The organism is Desulfobacterales bacterium, from assembly GCA_030066985.1.
In the GTDB taxonomy this organism is placed as follows: Bacteria; Desulfobacterota; Desulfobacteria; order Desulfobacterales; family JAHEIW01; genus JAHEIW01.
The window spans coordinates 1-16,253 of record JASJAN010000073.1; the positions used below are offsets into that span (position 1 = coordinate 1).

At 46.4% G+C, this 16,253-nt stretch carries 15 protein-coding genes and 1 pseudogene; 4 read left to right on the forward strand and 12 right to left on the reverse strand.

Translation table 11 applies throughout. The features are described 5' to 3' along the window. Positions 1 to 21: 21 nt before the first annotated feature. The gene (locus QNJ26_22195; GenBank protein ID MDJ0988265.1) at positions 22 to 516 is read right to left on the reverse strand and encodes a GFA family protein; all 495 of its coding nucleotides are present in this window, start codon (positions 514 to 516) and stop codon (positions 22 to 24) included. A gap of 495 nt (positions 517 to 1,011) precedes the next feature. On the opposite strand from QNJ26_22195, the gene QNJ26_22200 reads away from it, so the two are divergent. Both QNJ26_22200 and QNJ26_22205 read left to right on the forward strand, forming a co-directional pair. After that, the gene (locus QNJ26_22200; protein MDJ0988266.1) at positions 1,012 to 2,961 is read left to right on the forward strand and encodes a rhodanese-like domain-containing protein; all 1,950 of its coding nucleotides are present in this window, start codon (positions 1,012 to 1,014) and stop codon (positions 2,959 to 2,961) included. Positions 2,962 to 3,044: 83 nt separating this feature from the next. Next, on the forward strand, positions 3,045 to 3,530 hold the full coding sequence (locus tag QNJ26_22205; GenBank protein MDJ0988267.1) for a cytochrome c3 family protein: 486 nt from the start codon (positions 3,045 to 3,047) through the stop codon (positions 3,528 to 3,530). A gap of 127 nt (positions 3,531 to 3,657) precedes the next feature. On the opposite strand, the gene QNJ26_22210 is transcribed toward QNJ26_22205, so the two are convergent. The 3 genes and pseudogenes from QNJ26_22210 to QNJ26_22220 form a co-directional block, all read right to left on the reverse strand. Next, positions 3,658 to 4,158, reverse strand: a complete 501-nt coding sequence (locus tag QNJ26_22210; protein MDJ0988268.1) for a hypothetical protein — start codon at positions 4,156 to 4,158, stop codon at positions 3,658 to 3,660. A 431-nt stretch (positions 4,159 to 4,589) separates the two neighbouring features. Then, on the reverse strand, positions 4,590 to 5,141 hold the full coding sequence (locus QNJ26_22215; GenBank protein ID MDJ0988269.1) for an HDOD domain-containing protein: 552 nt from the start codon (positions 5,139 to 5,141) through the stop codon (positions 4,590 to 4,592). Next, positions 5,044 to 5,388: pseudogene (locus QNJ26_22220) on the reverse strand (HDOD domain-containing protein). Before QNJ26_22220 ends, QNJ26_22215 begins: the two are co-directional and overlap by 98 nt. A gap of 402 nt (positions 5,389 to 5,790) precedes the next feature. Between QNJ26_22220 and QNJ26_22225 the strand changes: the two are divergent. Further along, positions 5,791 to 6,819, forward strand: coding sequence for a hypothetical protein (locus QNJ26_22225; GenBank protein ID MDJ0988270.1), 1,029 nt, complete (start codon positions 5,791 to 5,793; stop codon positions 6,817 to 6,819). A 51-nt stretch (positions 6,820 to 6,870) separates the two neighbouring features. On the opposite strand, the gene QNJ26_22230 is transcribed toward QNJ26_22225, so the two are convergent. The 5 genes from QNJ26_22230 to QNJ26_22250 all read right to left on the reverse strand — a co-directional run bounded on the left by QNJ26_22230 (position 6,871) and on the right by QNJ26_22250 (position 11,806). Then, a complete protein-coding gene (locus QNJ26_22230; protein ID MDJ0988271.1) occupies positions 6,871 to 7,752 on the reverse strand; it encodes a L,D-transpeptidase family protein in 882 nt (293 codons plus the stop codon). Positions 7,753 to 7,966: 214 nt separating this feature from the next. Continuing rightward, complete coding sequence (locus QNJ26_22235) at positions 7,967 to 8,311, reverse strand: Lpp/OprI family alanine-zipper lipoprotein (GenBank protein ID MDJ0988272.1); 345 nt, start codon at positions 8,309 to 8,311, stop codon at positions 7,967 to 7,969. A gap of 223 nt (positions 8,312 to 8,534) precedes the next feature. Further along, positions 8,535 to 9,758, reverse strand: a complete 1,224-nt coding sequence (locus QNJ26_22240) for a L,D-transpeptidase family protein (GenBank protein MDJ0988273.1) — start codon at positions 9,756 to 9,758, stop codon at positions 8,535 to 8,537. 635 nt (positions 9,759 to 10,393) lie between these two features. Continuing rightward, entirely contained in the window at positions 10,394 to 11,395 is a 1,002-nt protein-coding gene (locus QNJ26_22245) for a hypothetical protein (GenBank protein MDJ0988274.1), read from the reverse strand. A 144-nt stretch (positions 11,396 to 11,539) separates the two neighbouring features. Next, complete coding sequence (locus tag QNJ26_22250; protein ID MDJ0988275.1) at positions 11,540 to 11,806, reverse strand: DksA/TraR family C4-type zinc finger protein; 267 nt, start codon at positions 11,804 to 11,806, stop codon at positions 11,540 to 11,542. Between the two features lie 899 nt (positions 11,807 to 12,705). Between QNJ26_22250 and QNJ26_22255 the strand changes: the two genes are divergently transcribed. Beyond that, a complete protein-coding gene (locus tag QNJ26_22255; protein ID MDJ0988276.1) occupies positions 12,706 to 13,953 on the forward strand; it encodes a hypothetical protein in 1,248 nt (415 codons plus the stop codon). Between the two features lie 371 nt (positions 13,954 to 14,324). Here QNJ26_22255 and QNJ26_22260 read toward each other — a convergent pair whose 3' ends face one another. From QNJ26_22260 to QNJ26_22270, 3 genes are all read right to left on the reverse strand, one after another. Next, complete coding sequence (locus QNJ26_22260; protein ID MDJ0988277.1) at positions 14,325 to 15,383, reverse strand: homocysteine S-methyltransferase family protein; 1,059 nt, start codon at positions 15,381 to 15,383, stop codon at positions 14,325 to 14,327. 150 nt (positions 15,384 to 15,533) lie between these two features. Further along, positions 15,534 to 15,815 carry a hypothetical protein gene (locus QNJ26_22265; protein ID MDJ0988278.1) on the reverse strand — a complete coding sequence of 94 codons (282 nt, stop codon included), beginning with the start codon at positions 15,813 to 15,815 and terminating at the stop codon, positions 15,534 to 15,536. A gap of 78 nt (positions 15,816 to 15,893) precedes the next feature. After that, the gene (locus tag QNJ26_22270; protein ID MDJ0988279.1) at positions 15,894 to 16,163 is read right to left on the reverse strand and encodes a hypothetical protein; all 270 of its coding nucleotides are present in this window, start codon (positions 16,161 to 16,163) and stop codon (positions 15,894 to 15,896) included. Positions 16,164 to 16,253: the final 90 nt, after the last annotated feature.

Here is a 16,253-nt window from a genome sequence, read left to right on the forward strand (position 1 = left end):
CCCCCCTTCCCCACACCTCAATCAATCGAATTTTGGGCTTTGATTCTTGTGACCCAACCACTTAGGCAGATCATCATTTATATCAATAACCCGCATACCATAAAAAATATGGCACGTTGGTTTAAATTTCGTTGGCACTTTTGATACACCCCCAAAACTAAAAAGTGATGGAAACGCAAGCCACATTTTACGTCCTTCATCGGCAATAAGGGTGCCACACAAAGCACAACTGACTTTGCAAGGAAGAATTCTCTCGTGTTTGTTGAGTTCATTGTTATAAAAGTTTAGATGATCAATTCCTTGTGTAATTCTGACATCATGTTTATGAAATATAGCTGCCCATTGCATAGGAGCCCCATGCAATTTTTGACATGCCAGGCAATGACATATTTTTGCATCTACAGGTTCTGAGCATACTTCGTATTGTACCGCATTACAGTAACAACTTGCCCGGTATTTGGCTTTAAAACTAACGTCTGATATCGACGCATAATCTGATCCAAATTCTTTTTTCATTGAATCACCACCTAATTTCACATTTTATTGAAACATTTATACATCAAGAGATGTTCAAATATCAAATTAAACGAGACTATTTCAGCAATAGCACGCTGAGTTTTTGGAAAATGTTGCATAACAGGCGCTTTGACGTTATACACTCTTTTAGTCTGTGAGACCTATTTAGAGTTTGGAGAAAACTTGCTAATGCAAGCCTAACAAATTTCCCTTAAAAGAGATAAAACCAAGCATTGAATGTTAGTTATCATGGATAGATCGAAATTGACTTCAATATAGGAGGAGCAGATGTTGATCCGGAGCGCACCTTCTCGTATTTTAGTTTTCATGACTTTTTTTACGCTTTGTATCTCTTTCACATTAGGCCTGACCGATTTATCGGCCCAATCCAGTTGTGTGTCCTGCCACACGCAAGAAAATCTGCTGAAAAAAAACCTTGCGCCGAAAGTAGAAAAGAAGTCGGCCTTAACCTCTGGGGCTGGCTGAGGCGGATCCGTGGCTCCGTTGGAGCCTCAAAAAAAGGTTCTGGTGGCAACTGAATTTTTAGACAGTGAACATGGCGAGATCGAATGCGAAACCTGCCATGGCGGCAATGCCGATGCGCAAGATAAAGGCCTTGCACACGGAGGTATGGTACCGAGTCCCTCCTTAAGCGATCCGGAAGGCACCTGCGGTGAGTGCCATGAAGAAATTGCCGCTTCGGCTAAAAATTCGCTGCATGTCACTTTGGGGCCCTTTGCAACCATTCTGGAGAGTCGTACTGACCAGGACAAATACAAGACCATCGACATGGGCCGTGAGCGCCATTGCAGCCAATGCCACACCAGCTGCGGCGGCTGTCATGTCAGCCGGCCGGCATCGGTGGGCAAGGGATTTGTCAACGGCCACCTGTTCAAGGCCCGTTCGGACCTGATTAATCAATGCACGGCTTGTCACGGCAGCCGGATTGGCAATGAATACCTTGGCAAAAGGGGCCAGGGTGACATTCACGCCATCAAGGGCAACATGGTTTGTATTGACTGCCACAAAGCCGAAGAGATGCATGCGGCTGCTCCTGAAGACTTGAAAGGCCGTTATCATCTAAAAGAGGCCGCCAAATGTACAGATTGTCACAAGGATTTGCAGCGCGGCCAAATACGGAACCACAATATCCATATCGGCAAGGTGCAGTGCCAAGTCTGCCACTCTCAAACCTACACCAATTGCTACAGTTGCCACACGGGCACTGACACGAAGGGGCTGCCCTATTATATCAACCAAAAAGACATCGAAAGCATAAAAATCGGCCTGGCTTATGAAGCGGATGTCCCGGCAGCGGACTTCAATTTTATGCTGGTACGGCACATTCCCATAGACCCAGAGCTTTTTGCCTATTATGAAAAGAACGTCTTTGCAAAATTCGACGAGGTTCCCACCTGGAAAAGGGCCTCACCGCATAACATTCAACGCAAAACCTGGCAAGCAGCCACTTGCAATCACTGCCACGGAAACCGGGATTTATTCCTGTCCGATAAAGACCTGCTGGATTATGAGATCAAGGCCAACCAAAAAGTTGTCGTATCCGATATAAGGATACCGGCCAAAGTCGCGAGAAGCGCAAAACTTGAGATCGACACCTCCGGTGTTAAAACCGACCGGGTAGTGGATGCCCGGTGGCTCAAAGACAACATTGGCAAAGAAAATATGGTCATCCTGGACGCCCGTACCGAAGATGCTTACAAAAAGGGACATATAAAAGGTGCCGTGCTGCTCGACCCGATGAAAAGCGGCAAACTGCGCTGGCCCTGGGAGACCGACACACCCCAACAGCTGCTCGAACCGGAAGAAATCGCCACAGTGTTCGGTGCAAAAGGCATCGCGGTGGAAGATCATATCGTGGTGTACGACAATGATGCTTGGAAAGCTGCTTTTCTGCTTTCCGTGTTGGATTACTGCGGAGCCAAAAACATATCGTTTCTGGAGGGCGGCATCGATACCTGGCGGCGAAACGGCTATTCTATGAGTACCGAAACACCGGTTATCGAGCCCAAAACATTTGAGGTTGACCTGCGGCCGCAATTTATCGTGGACAATCAATTCGTGCGAAAAAATCTAAACAGTTTGGATGTGATGATTTTAGACATCCGTACCCTCGATCAGTCTAAAAAGCTGACGAAGCATGCCCGCGCACTGAGCTACGGCAGCATTCCCGGATCCGTTAAATTCCCGGTTTACGGTCTTTACATGGACCATGCCCAGCTGAAATCACCGCAAGAACTGCTGTGGATCCTCCAACAGCGCGGCATCACGCCGGATAAAACGGTGGTAATCACTTGCAACACCGGTGCCTGGGCCGGTGCCGGATTCTTTATGTTACGGTATTTGGGATATCCCGATGTTCGAGTGCACGATGCGGCTTGGGTTGGTTGGGAAGAATTTGTTCGCTACCCGGGTTGCGGATACTAATCGCCCAAGCAACGTAGATGAAACTGAAATGTCGTAGAATTTTAGTTTGTAGGGTCAGCAACATGACTTCTGGGAGGTAAGGCATGTTAAAATCGATAATGACCGTTATTGTGATTTTCATCTTATTGATCGCCGGCGATCTGGCGGCTGTTGCCGAAAAAGCAGAAGTGACAATGGATGCTATTTTCGTGCCGGTGGGCAGGCTTGCGCTTGCGCCGCCGGTCGGTGTTACACCCAAACGGTCGGCGGTGGCTTTCCCGCACTCACAGCATTTCGGTTACACCTGCAAAACCTGCCATCACAAGTGGGATGGAAATTCCCAGGTGCAGAGCTGTACCGCATCGAAATGCCATGATCAGCTATCCTCAATGGGGAAATCCAAAAGGACCAGGGCGAATAAACGGGAAGCGATTCGCTACTATAAATATGCATTCCACCAACAATGTATCGGCTGCCACAGAGAGATAAAAAACCATAATAAAAAACTGGAACGGTCAAGAAAAAAGATCACGCAACCACTGCAGTGGCCTGGACCAACCTCATGTGTTGGTTGTCATCCGAGAGAATAAAAATTCCACTTTTCGTTTCGAGTTTTTCAGGTCCGGCCTTTCAGCATCATTTAGTTATAGAAGCGGTTCCAGCAGCTTTCTGGAACCGCTTTTATACTTGAATTCAACCGGGGATAGCTAAACGTTTTTAATTTTGGTTTTGGGTGAGGTCTTTGAGGTATTTCGGAACCGGACGGTTAGCGCTCGTCAGCGCTTCTACCATGCGGGATGCGACGCCGCTGAGAGTCCAAATTCGATCTTTGCGTGGAATGATGTCGCGACCCTCCGCATCGAGAAACCTTATGACCTGGTAGTTCCAGGCCGGTTCGTTGAAGCGTTTGAGGAGTATTTCATCCATGCCGCCATTGCGGTTGTTGTAAACGAGAACCGGATAGAATTCATTTTCAATGGCCTCGACAAGAGAGGGATGGGTCAGAACTTCCTGGCCAAATTTTCGCACGCCTGAACATCCCGGGACCTCCTGGAAAAGGACGAGGACCGGTATTCCGGTCTCAGCGCTGTTTTTTAAAGCAGCATCAAGATCACGCCCCCATTGAACGTCACCGACTTCGACAGGATTTTCTATTGTTTGACCGCTAAACGCTGTCAAGACAATTGTAAATGTCATCACAATGGTAAGCACTTTCATTTTGTTGTTTTCCTTTCAGTGCGTTTCAAAATTTACCATATGCACTTATTGGTCTTTTGTCGAACACACCAGGGTCGCAGAAAGCTGAATAGGTTATCCGAAGCATCCCTTAAACATGTCATCTAAATAAGATTATTGCGCGAATATGCAGCCAGGACTGTGCATAAACTCGCTTAATTCTTGCTTAAACCAGCTTTTATTTTATGAACCACTTGAATTCATGTTTAATTTTTTAGATCCAACCCTGGGCACCAAATTTTAAGGCACTTAGATTACTCTAAGTGCCTTTTTGGTTAACTCGATTATACCGCTGGAGATCGTCAGCGGAATATACAATTTTCTCGCCTGCTTTAATTCACAGTTGAGGCATCAACCCCATGTCCGATCCCAACCCTATCCAACAAGGCAGGCGACTACTCGATAAATTTGTTTCAATCAAAGGTCAGGGTATCAGACAATTTTTTCATCCAATTGCGGGTCTTTGCTGCAAATACGTTATATTGCTCAGAATCAATACCCAATCGTTCGAGCACTGAAGAATCCGGCTGGTTAAGCAGATCATCATCTGACTGACTGTCACCAGTCGTATGACTCAATAAGTTAGCTATATAAACAATTTCAAGGGGCAGATTCGAACTTTCTAAACCTACTGGGTAGTGGTGCCACCGAACTGCGTCAATAATATAATCTGGAAATGACCATTTGCTTAAAATTAACGCCCCAATTTCAGCATGATCCGTTTTGAGGACCTCTTTTTCGGCGATAGCAAACGGCACACCTTTTGCACCAAGGCTATCGATTTTGGACTGCTCCGCTTTTACAAATTTTCCCAGGACCAATTTCCCCAGATCATGTAACAAAGCCGGCGTGAAACAATCTTCGGTTTTATCCAATTTCCTGTTTTTCGCCAAAGCCTCCGCGGTAGTTGAAGACCGCAATCGAATGAAGCCAAAGTTCTCCAGGGGACAGCCCGTAGCCTTCAACTGCGGTCGCCATTATTTTATTGGTAGAGGCTGCGACTGCAATTTTTGAAAACCGCTTGACCCCCAATAACATAATGGCCTGTTTTAAAGCGGTTACTTTTGCAGGTAGGCCAAAAAAGGCAGAATTAGCCAATCAGAGAACATTCGCGGCAAGCCCCGGATCTTGACGCATAATTCTTTCGATTTCATCGATCGAAACATTCTTTTCACTGAGAAGAGCCCTAAGCTTAATTCCCGCTTTAGGCATGCTGGGAAATGCCGACACTGTCTCAAGGATCTTATTTGGTATATCGCTAATCGTCTGTGTATTTTCTGCTGAAATGGCCATATCAGCCTTTTTCTATCGGTGACCAAAAGGGTGTTATCGAACCCGGATACAGTAATCCGTATATTTTTAGTATAACAGATTATTGGGCAATTTCAATTTAGAGTGGCGTATAAAAAAGGGTTTATTCATTGCTCTGCCGTCCAGCAGCTTTACAACAACAGATGCGGTCAGGGCCTGATTAGTGACTGTCGCTAATCAAGCCCTGATCCCCAATAATAAGGCCTTAAAGAGGTTGATTTTATGATTATTTTAAAGTAATGTCAAATAGTTACATAGACATATCCCCATATGAAAAAACAGCATAAAAATGGAAATGCTCTCATGGATAACATAATCCCCGGCAACCTTCTAACGACTGCCATGGCGGTCATGCCACACACAGATGTGTCTCGGGCGCTTGAGATGGCCCTGACGCTTGACGTACCGTTCTGGCCTCAGCTGCCCAACTATAGTTACTACGAAGACATGTACGTACAGGCTGCAGAGCATTTCCCCGGCATCATTTTAGACATTGACAAACGCACACTGCGCTTCTCAATGGATAAATTCACCGAAGAGCTGGAAACGACTTTGTTGCAATTTGATGATCCGACCATGTTTGATATCAGCGAGACCTATTCGGCGGTGTATCATCGTTTTTTAGCATTGGATCTGGCCGATCGGCCTGCCATCCGCGGGCAACTGGAGGGGCCCATCAGTTTCGGTTTTAATGTCCTGGATCAGGACGAGCGCCCGATTCTCTTTGATGATACCGTAAGGCCGTTTATGCTGGATTTTATGGCGCGCCGGCTAAATGTTCAGTTGGCGCGGCTCAAAGAACTCAATGACAATGCATTTATGTTTGTTGACGAACCGGGGCTGCAATTTCTGTTTTCTGCCATGGCTGGATACGGTGATCAAAAAGCAAAAGGCGACCTCGATCAATTTTTCGCACAAGTCGAAAGACCACGCGGCATCCATCTGTGCGGTAATCCTGATTGGGATTTCTTGTTGAACCTGGACATGGATGTACTTTCGCTGGATGTCTACACGAACGCGGAAATCTTTTCGTCTTACGCAGGCTCCATCGGCAATTTTTTTGATCGGGGTGGTGTCATTGTCTGGGGCATTGTACCGACAGGGTTCGAAGATTTTGAAAAAGAAGAAACACCCTCTATGATCCAGCGTCTCGAAGATGTCTGGAAAATATTGTGGTCCAAAGGCATCGATAGGGAGCAAATGATTAGCAGAAGCATGATCTCACCGGCAACATGCTGTCTGGTCAATCCGGATAAAGAACGCACAGTAGAACGTGCTTTTTCGTCCGTAATGCAAGTATCTGATCGCTTACGTGAAAAATACGAGCGCTAAGTATGGATTGATTTGAAGGGGGCGTTGGGATCACGGAACCTAATTGAAATTCTATGGTCTTATCTCAATAATCGTACCATTTGGCACCAGCCTGTATATTTCCTGCATCTCTTCGTCTGTAACGGCAATACACCCTTTGGTCCAGTCAAACTTTGCATGCGATTCACCAACCCACGAAAGACCATTTTTGATGCCATGGATCATGATATCCCCCCCCGGAGAAACACCCAGCTCTTTTGCGCGCTTTTTATCTTTCTCGTTTGGGTAGGATATATGAAGAGACAGGTGATATTCGCTGTTGCTGTTTCTTGAATCGATGGTGTAGATTCCTTCCGGTGTTTTGTTATCGCCCTGCATCACTTTCGGACCAACCGGATTTCCCCCCAGGGCTATTTTATAAGTTTTGATCACATCGCCCTTTGAAAACAGCGTCAATTGTCGCTCTTTCTTTTCTACCAAGACCTTATCCGCCGGATCCGTCCGGAGCAGGAAAATCTTATGTTGGAGCGTTTCATTATTTTGTTCGAGCGTTTCAATATTTTCTTGCAGTGAGACAATCTCACTGTCTTTGGTTTTTAGCTCTCGGCGAGAAGCTTCGATCTGCGTCTGCTGCGCAGCAATTATTTTATCCTTGTTAATGACATTATGGATTTTAAATATCATCATTTGACTGTCCCGCCGGTATTTACTATCCGGATACTCCTTTACGATTTTCTGAAAACATTCGAGAGACTTTTGATAGTCTTTTTGTTCGTTTTTGGGATGGGCATAAATAATACCCATCTCGAAGAGGACTCTGTCCGTTACCGCAGGATGTTTTTCAATAATTTGCTCGTATTTGCTCAGAGAGGCCTGGTATTTTCCCTGGTCGAAATAATCAGTTGCTTCCCTGGAGAGCGCTCTGGCCTGGTGTCCCCGACTGCATCCGGACACAAGAATTGATGTTATCGTAATGCAGAGCAAGCAAAGGTGAAGATACTTGCCTATTCCTCGCAGCAATTTATCTGTAACTGTCTCTGTACTTGTTAGTAAGGTGCTCGATAATCGCAAAACCTGTCCTTTGTCCAGAAATATCCGCAATACGCATAAGCTGAACGGTGGAAATAGAAGGAAGTGGCGTGCTCAAACACCGCCACTTCCTTTTGATTTACTTCTTCATCGATTTCTGAAAAGCAGCTTCAGCCTGTTTCGCTTTTTCCTCTGCGATTCTCGCCTGTTCCTCTGCGATTCTCTCCTTTTCAGCTGCGATTCTCTCTCTTTCCTCTGCTCTCCTTTCAGCTTCCTCAGCGCGCTCCACTGCTTCATTGGCTTTCTGCACAGCCTCATCGGCTGCTGCCTTGGCAGCTTCGGCATCCTGGGCCGCCTGATCGGCTTTCGCGCCAATCGCCTTTTCCCGTGCCTGCACCTCCTCGAGATCACTTTTTGTTGCGCAACCCCCTATAGCAATAGCGAGAGCAAGCATTATTGAGATCACTAATAGACTTTTTTTCATAATGTCGTCACCTCCTTTCAGTTCAGTTCGCTTTGTCATAAGAGCGACTGTAGTGTTCCAGTTTACTTCAGAAAAATGTTTCACATTGGTTACTTACCTGATTCAAATATGGTATCTCTTTTGGCGGTAAAGTACAACTATTGCCTGATTTCTCAATGCAGGATCACCTCAGGCGCTGCATAGAGATATATCAATAATTTAAGCGGCTTGAAAGCACAATGGGCTAACCCCTATTGGTCGGTTCAACCAATATAGAGTCTATTTCCAAATCAATTTTCAAACGTTTTGCTGCGTTTTTCGCTTCGCTCCTGTTTTTAAAAGGCCCAGCAAGAACACGGTGGCGACCGCTCGTTGACAACACCCTTGCCGGTATTGGTGGACCCTGGTGGTTAATAATTGCCGCAAGCCTTAAAGCGTCAACCTCGTCGCGCAAAGTAGCCGCCAGAACATACCACGCGTCCGGTTTGAGTTCCGGTATTTCCGGTTTGCCATACAATTTATTTGGACGCCTTAGATTTAAGGTTTCCGAATATCTCTTTTGCCTTCCATTCCGGATATCAAATAGGGGAACCGGAAATCCGCGGGCCTCGCCCATTACTTGCCCAACCCTTTTCCAGTCAAAGGCGTGTCCTGTCCTCTTTTCAATATTTCTCAATTGTGCATATGCCCTCTTCATCTCAGCGGTGCCTGATCCTTCAAAAGGCTTATGCGCTTCCAGGTAAATGATGCCATCACGCTGGCCGACCAGATACGGCTGATGAACAATGCGTACAGGTGTTTTTACCGGCGTGTTTTTGAAAAGTCTTTTTATGTCTTCCGGATAGAGTCTTATGCAGCCATATGTTGCCCTGAGACCGATACTGGCCGGTTTATTCGTACCGTGGACCAAATAGCCTGACTTGCTTAGATAGAGCGCGTGTTCTCCCAATGGATTCAGTGGTCCCGGTGGTATCTTCGCGGGCAGCGGATCTCCCTTTTTGCGATGATCTCTGGCAATCACAGCCGGTACATACCAGGTCGGCCGGTACTTCTTGCGCGTTATAACCATTTTGCCCATGGGCGTAGGCTGCTCTGTGGTTCCGATACCGACCGGATAGGTCGACACGGCCAATAGTTGTCCATCTTTTCTAAAATAAAAGAGCCTCATAGCCGCCAGGTTGACCACGATACCTTCTCTACGGGCGTCTGGCAGAATAAAACTCAGCGGCAACAGGATGCGCCCGCCGGCCTCAGGCACCCATGTGTCTACCCCCGGATTCGCAGCACTGACGGTATTGATTCCCAAGCTGAAGTGCCTGGCAATATCCGGCAACGTATCCCCTCTTTCAACTCTGACGGCCGCCAGCCGGCCAATGACGTCATCTTCTTTTGTAACGAAGAAATCATTTCGTTCGATCTTATCCTCTGAGTGGATATGAAGCGGCACTGATTTAACGGCTTCTTGCATTTCAGCACATCCATGGAAAGATAAGATAAATATCGAAAGAATGATGAGATGAAGCCTGTTGGACAAAGTTGACAGCTCACTAATTCGGCATGGGGGTTTATAGACTATCTTTTTTAATGAAGAAATATTGAAAACCATCTCTCAGCAAAACCGGATCGTATTGACGCGCAAGGCCCGATTCCATCGCAAGATCAACAGCGCGCTATTTATTAAACCATATCAAGTATCGCTGAAATATTCAAATAAATGCAACCTATTTTGAGATATTTCAGGAAGCCGAAACTTAATAACTTTTTGATAATTTTAAGAAAGTGACACTTATAAAGTTGAATTGACTTGGAACTTGCACTTAGGGGGCAGAATATAGGTATCTTACAAAATCCAAGATTAATATAAACCTGATAAGCGAATATGCAACCAGAACTGCACAAAAGCCGGCTTAATGTCGTTTAAGCTAGCTTTTATTTTATTAACTAATTGATTTAATTTATAATTTATCAATTTTGGCCTTTGGCACCTGCAAAATTGAAAGGCGTAACCCTTCGGTTACGCCTTTTTAATTGGTCGCGTGTTGGCCAGCTTATCAAAACGCCGAGCAAAATTTTTAAAAAGAACATCAGTCCTTAGATTTGAGGTTATCCCTCGGCTTTTTTCTCAAGCTCATCCAATTTTCCGGGTTCGGTAACAGCAATGTCGACCAGGGCTTTGGGGATGGAGCTCTGCTCGCACATAACCCTGATTTCTTTTTCTTGATCACTGAATTCCATGATCTCGCGGATGGCCTCGATATGATCCAGCATCTCATCCGGCGAAATATCATCCAGCGAAGGCCCTTCGGCCGCCGCTTTTTTCTTGGCAGCCTCCTCTTCCGCCAATCTTTGCTTTTCTTTTAACTCTTCTTCCATTGCCTTTTTGGCACCATCGATGGCATCTTGGTCGACTTGGGCCATCTCGAGAATCAGTTCCTCGGCAACGTCATTCTCAAAAAGATGCTTGACCCGATCGACATCGGACTTGCCCTCTACCGCCTCTAGCAGCGTTGCGACCCTTGCCCTCTCGGCGCGTTCCTTTTCCACCTCGGCATTTACCTGTGCCAGCTTCTCATCGGTGATATCCAGTGCGCTGGTGATCACTTCAGGAGACAGTTCCTCCTCAATAAAGTATCTGATGCCTTCATCGTCCGGCAGGCTTTTGGCCTTGCGAATCATCAGATCAAGTTTTGTCTGCTCAACAATCGCTACCACATCCTCTCTACGCGCGGAATTCTTGAGTCCGGGCCAGGTCTTTGCAATTTCGTCGATGAGGTTTGTCGTCGCAGCATAAGGATTAGCAACGTCTTCTAACGTGAGCGCCTCGATCGCAGTGTTGAAATCCTGCATCAGGGGCCGGCCGACTTTGCTGGCTTCATTCATAGCCCATCGCAATTGAAGCATATTGCCCCCATGGCGCGATACATTGTAACCCGCATTGTCGAGTTCGCCCGCAATCCGTTGAATCGATGCTTCAAGGCTTTCCCCCGAGAGGTCCTGCTCCTCCAGCCCAAGGATATTTTCTTCAATAGACAACCAGAGAGGTTTTTTTTCTGTTGCTTCTTCTGTTGTTTCCTCTGTTACTTCTTCTGTTACTTCTTCTGTCATTTTCCAATCTCCTTTTTAAATTATTTAGCCGATCAATATATGCCGACCGAATCCCTTCTAAACAATGGAATCGGTTCCATTTTCGCTGTATGGTTGTCTGCAAAGATTTCGTTTATATACAATTATGGCATCAAAATCAATGGATTACTTTAACTGGCTATCTTTGCTGCCGCGCCGATTGAACCCCGTGGATGTGGTCTGATCTTTTTCGCGCTCTGACTGGCAGTCGACGCATAAGCGGACGCCGGGGATGGCCTTGCGACGCGCTTCGGGTATAACAGAATCGCATAGCTCACACCGGGTTGCGCTCTGGCCATTGGGCAAACGACTCCTGGCCAGCTTTACGGCGTCTTTTACACTGGCATCAATTTGCTCCTGCACACCCCCATCACGGGTCCATCCACCGGCCATCATAAGCTCCTGCTAAAAAATAGTCCGTATAGGTTATTTTCAGGCTCATCCATATGAAAAACTGCGCCAGTTTGCAAGAGTTGAATTGGCTAAATGGCGGGCGTCAGATCATATTCCGAGCTTGTGACATTGATATGCCGTGCGGCATCCATAGACTCGCAAAAGTGTGTGGCCGTGTCCTACGCCGGGCTAAATCTTAATAACATTTTGATAATTTTTATTATTTTTAAGCCACAGTTTCAGCTCCAGCATCACAAGCAATCATACGGACACGGAATCTGCACCAACAATATGGACAATTCAACCCTAAAAATCCTAATGAAAAGGGACTAAACTGTTCTAAGAAGCGTTTAACCTTAGGTTTTTAAAATAGCTGTCAGGACACAAGATCTGATGCTTTACTTGATGCGAATGAAATTTGCCAGACGCGACTTTATTAAAGGCGTGGCTGCAGCAGGGCATCTGGACCGGTTCAGAATATGCCGACAACATCAAGCTCATTAATTTGCCGGTTTTGAAAACCCATGCGGGAACCGGTATCACAGGGGCTTTAAAGCATGCATAGGGTATTTTTTCTATGGCGGACGGCAGTAAGGACGACGGCGCTGGCATCAGTGGCAGTCGTAGCGATTCCAGTTGTTTTATACAAGCCACACGCCTATAAAAAAAGAGCCCAGTGATCTCTGGCATCTTATGTCTGATTCCCCCACCACAGACACATCCCTGATGATTCGCATCAAATCTAACCCAATTGATTATTGACAAACATTTTTGGTGCATTACTACATTGTAAACAGGCAGTAATTTACTGTCATTGCTTGAAATCCTGATTTAAACCTTTCATTAGCAAACTTCCAATTCGGTAGTCAAAATGATGTCACATAAGGAGATGATGAACCATGAATACCATACTGACTGAACTCAAAGGCGTTAAGGTTCGAAGTCGAGGCGGGGTCATCACCAACTTCAACAAAGAAAAGGCAGTTGGTTCAATGGTCATGGCGGGATTGCCGAGTGAGCTGGCAATCGAGACAGCATCAAAGGCGACTCAAATGTTGGCCACCCGTGAAAATGAGATCGGAGAATTTCAAATCAAATCAAATGATCTGATTAATCTATTTTGGATGCTCAACAAAGATTCAGATATTTTCGGTGCCGTTCGACTGATTGATTCATTGGGTTTAATCGAAAAAGTCGCATTGCCCATCCATAGCAGAATCGTCGTTAAAGGAGAAAATGTCGAATTCGAGCTATATGAAGACATCAGCAACGATACCTTTAATGAGCCCGGTGTCATCGCCACCCGCTACCAATTCATTGACGGAAAAAGAACTAAAACGCTTACCATGGCCTTAAAGCGGATCGCACGAGATCTGCAACAGCTGGGAGACGCCTTGCTGACCGTTGAAGCGGCGTTTGATAAAGAACCGGTTGATGATGAGAAGCTGGCCGCACATCGATTTAAAACAGCTGTGGAAGCCAGAAGCCTCATCGTCCGTCATGGTAAACTCACTGTATTTGAAAACAGCAAGGCGAAAACGACTTTTTTTATCAATGACAGAGGGTTTTACATCGAGTATCCGGGATTGGGGCCATCCGGACCTGATTTTCTGGCCATTCCTGTAACCCCTTCCACTGTACCGCCAATTTTTGCAAGTACGGAAACCCGTGACAAGGAAGATGTCACCGTTTTTATGGAAGAGAATGTCTTTGGCCCGGGTCCAATGGAGCACTGGTATTCGCCGCTCGCAAACGCATTTGCCTTTTTGAATCCTTTTTGGGATTATCTGGAGGACTTGGATGATTTTTGCGATGAAGTCATCGATGATATCGATTCAGATGAATGTATAGAAGAGCTGCGAGTCCACAGTCATGGTAACAGCAGTCTGATCAGAATGGGAGGCGATAACATTACCTTAAGTGATTTTGATGCCGCTGGTAATCCGAAACCGGGAAACGTCAAAGACTGGCTGGACAAGCTAAAACCCAAAATGTGCAACCCCAGTGAAATTATTTTTGATGCCTGCGGTCAAGGCAGGGGTGATATGCTGCGGTATATGTCAAATTATCTGGGTCCCAATGTTACCGTGAGCGGATTCAGCGGATTGGGCAACCCGGTCACGGGTGGCGACTTGCATTTTACCTGATGCGATATCGCGGCAATAGCTGCATAGACCACAGAAGTTAAGGTTTCCAGATGCGTCAACACAAAAAAATGTTGGCGCAATTACGATCGACTTCTAAAGGTGCGGAATTTTCCGCTGTGGGGCAGCCAAACTTTTCTATGGCCTACCGCACATAAAACTCCATGCTGAAAGGGGCTTCACAGTAACCCTGTTATTTGGCTTGCAAGGTTACCGCCTGACACCTTTCTTTTTGCGTTTCCTTTTCCAGCAGGGGCAGTTCATCTAACGGTGTGAGCTGCCCCTTTCCTATTTGGTTGTGAATTTGAAATGGAGGGACAAGGGGAGAAATAGCATCGAAGGCTGCGCCCAACTCGCAGGCCGAAAAAAATTCGTTACGGATCGGAATCAGACTCATCGGGAAACGGCACAAATCGGCATTCGATGTACGCTTTTTTTTGGGATGTTTCGTCACCCAGAATCGGATGCAGCGCCATATCGGGCGAATATTCGCTGGCGGGCACCTGACGCCCCAGGGCCTCGGCCATTGCCCGCACGTGGTGGGGACCGGCCCCGCAGCAGATACCGATATAGTTGATGCCCATCTCACGGACCCGCACCGCAAAATCAGCCATCTCGTACCGTGTGAGCACAAATGGGTCCAGTGCCACCGGAAAGGCAATTTGTCCGTCAGACAACTGCAAATCAAAAAAGCTGGGGCTTTTATTGTCAGTACGATAGGGCACCGGCAGCGCGGCCACATGCCCGCTGACAGCTTGCCGGATGTCTTCTAAAATCGGCAGCATGGTCTGCGGGCCTCGGCCGCAATTTAGGCCCACCACATCGGCACCGTTTTCCTCAAGAATTCGGCAAGCCTTGGCCCAGCTGTAACCATCACAGCTTTGAGCGGTGGCGGGTGTAAACGTGACCACGGCCGCAAGACCGGCTGCTTTAATCACCTCCAGGGCAATCAAGGCTTCACCCAGGTGGCTGAAGGTTTCAGCAACAATAAAATCAACACCTCCCTGTATTGCCCATTGCACCTGTTCGCTGAAAATGGCCCTGATTTTTCTTTCTGATGCTTCCGTGTGGCTGCTGTCATATTCCCATGTATTGCAGATGTTTCCCGCCGTTAGGCCTTTGTGGGTGTCAGCCACCTTTTTGGCCAGCTCAACCGCCTTTATATTTAAAGTTTCGAGCTGATCTTCCAATCCGACTGATTTCATTTTTGAGCGGTGGCCATAGTACGTAAAGGCGACCACGACATCACTACCCATTCGCATGAACTCCGTATGGAGGTCCCGCACCGCATTTGGAAATTTTAAAACAGCTTCCGGCACAAAGGGCCCAGCCTTGAGATACCCTCTTCTTTCGAGTTCAAAAAGGTAGCCTTCAGCAACCAGGACAACATCATTTTCCAGTTTATCCAATAGATCGGTCTTTGGAGATGTCATGCGCAATTCCTTGAAATGAAATTTACTCACCACTTTCAAACAGCGGAGATCTCATGATAACAGGAGGTGACCTGCAACAAACGGGTGTTACGTTATTGTATATTTATTCTACTACGACCGCAACTGAGTTTTTATATTTTGGAAATGGGATTAGATGCGATTTTTTTGCAGCCGCAATTTTTCGATCAAAGCAATGGCCGGATCAACATCGATGTGAAAATTATTAAAGACCACTTTACCCGACGGATCGATTATGACAGTCCAGGGTGTGCCCCCGGAACGGTAGTCGCGCATGATCTTCGGAATCTGGTGGGGTTCTTGTTCTCCTCCGGCATGTGCCATGGGGATCTGCAAATCATATTTTATCTGATTTTTGTGCAGTTTTTCTTCGGTATTAATACTGTGACCTTCAAATACGGTTTGGATGCCCACAAAAACGACATCATCTGTTTTTTTGAAAGCTTCGGTAAGCTGCTTGAGCGTTGGAAACCCAACCCTTTGGCAACCCGGTCACCAATCCTGCCAAAAATAAAGATAGACAACCTTTCCGCGGTAATCCGCCAGACGAATTGGATCGATATTTTGGCCATTGCCGTCAATCCAGGTGGATAGATTCCAGGCCGGTGCGATTTGGCCTTGTATGCCGTATTGGTTGTCTGCCGATGCGGTCGACATGTTAAAAGGCGTCTGTGAATTAACAAAAGCAAAGCTGATATAAAACAGGATAGCCATGATCATCAAAAGCGTGTATCTGAATGCAAAGTGTATCTTGAGCTTCATTGGGGTCACCTTTCTTTAACCGACAGCGGCCCTCATACTGGCAAAGTGCTCGCTTCCGGAATGAATAATGATGTTTGCAATAAATTGCTG

Bases quoted from the DNA above. Each gene is read 5' to 3' on its own strand.
- QNJ26_22210 (MDJ0988268.1), bottom strand. From the start codon at position 4,158: ATGAAAGTGCTTACCATTGTGATGACATTTACAATTGTCTTGACAGCG.
- QNJ26_22240 (MDJ0988273.1), bottom strand. From the start codon at position 9,758: ATGCAAGAAGCCGTTAAATCAGTGCCGCTTCATATCCACTCAGAGGAT.
- QNJ26_22255 (MDJ0988276.1), top strand. From the start codon at position 12,706: ATGAATACCATACTGACTGAACTCAAAGGCGTTAAGGTTCGAAGTCGA.
- QNJ26_22250 (MDJ0988275.1), bottom strand. From the start codon at position 11,806: ATGGCCGGTGGATGGACCCGTGATGGGGGTGTGCAGGAGCAAATTGAT.
- QNJ26_22205 (MDJ0988267.1), top strand. From the start codon at position 3,045: ATGTTAAAATCGATAATGACCGTTATTGTGATTTTCATCTTATTGATC.
- QNJ26_22235 (MDJ0988272.1), bottom strand. From the start codon at position 8,311: ATGAAAAAAAGTCTATTAGTGATCTCAATAATGCTTGCTCTCGCTATT.
- QNJ26_22270 (MDJ0988279.1), bottom strand. From the start codon at position 16,163: ATGAAGCTCAAGATACACTTTGCATTCAGATACACGCTTTTGATGATC.
- QNJ26_22195 (MDJ0988265.1), bottom strand. From the start codon at position 516: ATGAAAAAAGAATTTGGATCAGATTATGCGTCGATATCAGACGTTAGT.
- QNJ26_22225 (MDJ0988270.1), top strand. From the start codon at position 5,791: ATGGATAACATAATCCCCGGCAACCTTCTAACGACTGCCATGGCGGTC.
- QNJ26_22245 (MDJ0988274.1), bottom strand. From the start codon at position 11,395: ATGACAGAAGAAGTAACAGAAGAAGTAACAGAGGAAACAACAGAAGAA.
- QNJ26_22260 (MDJ0988277.1), bottom strand. From the start codon at position 15,383: ATGACATCTCCAAAGACCGATCTATTGGATAAACTGGAAAATGATGTT.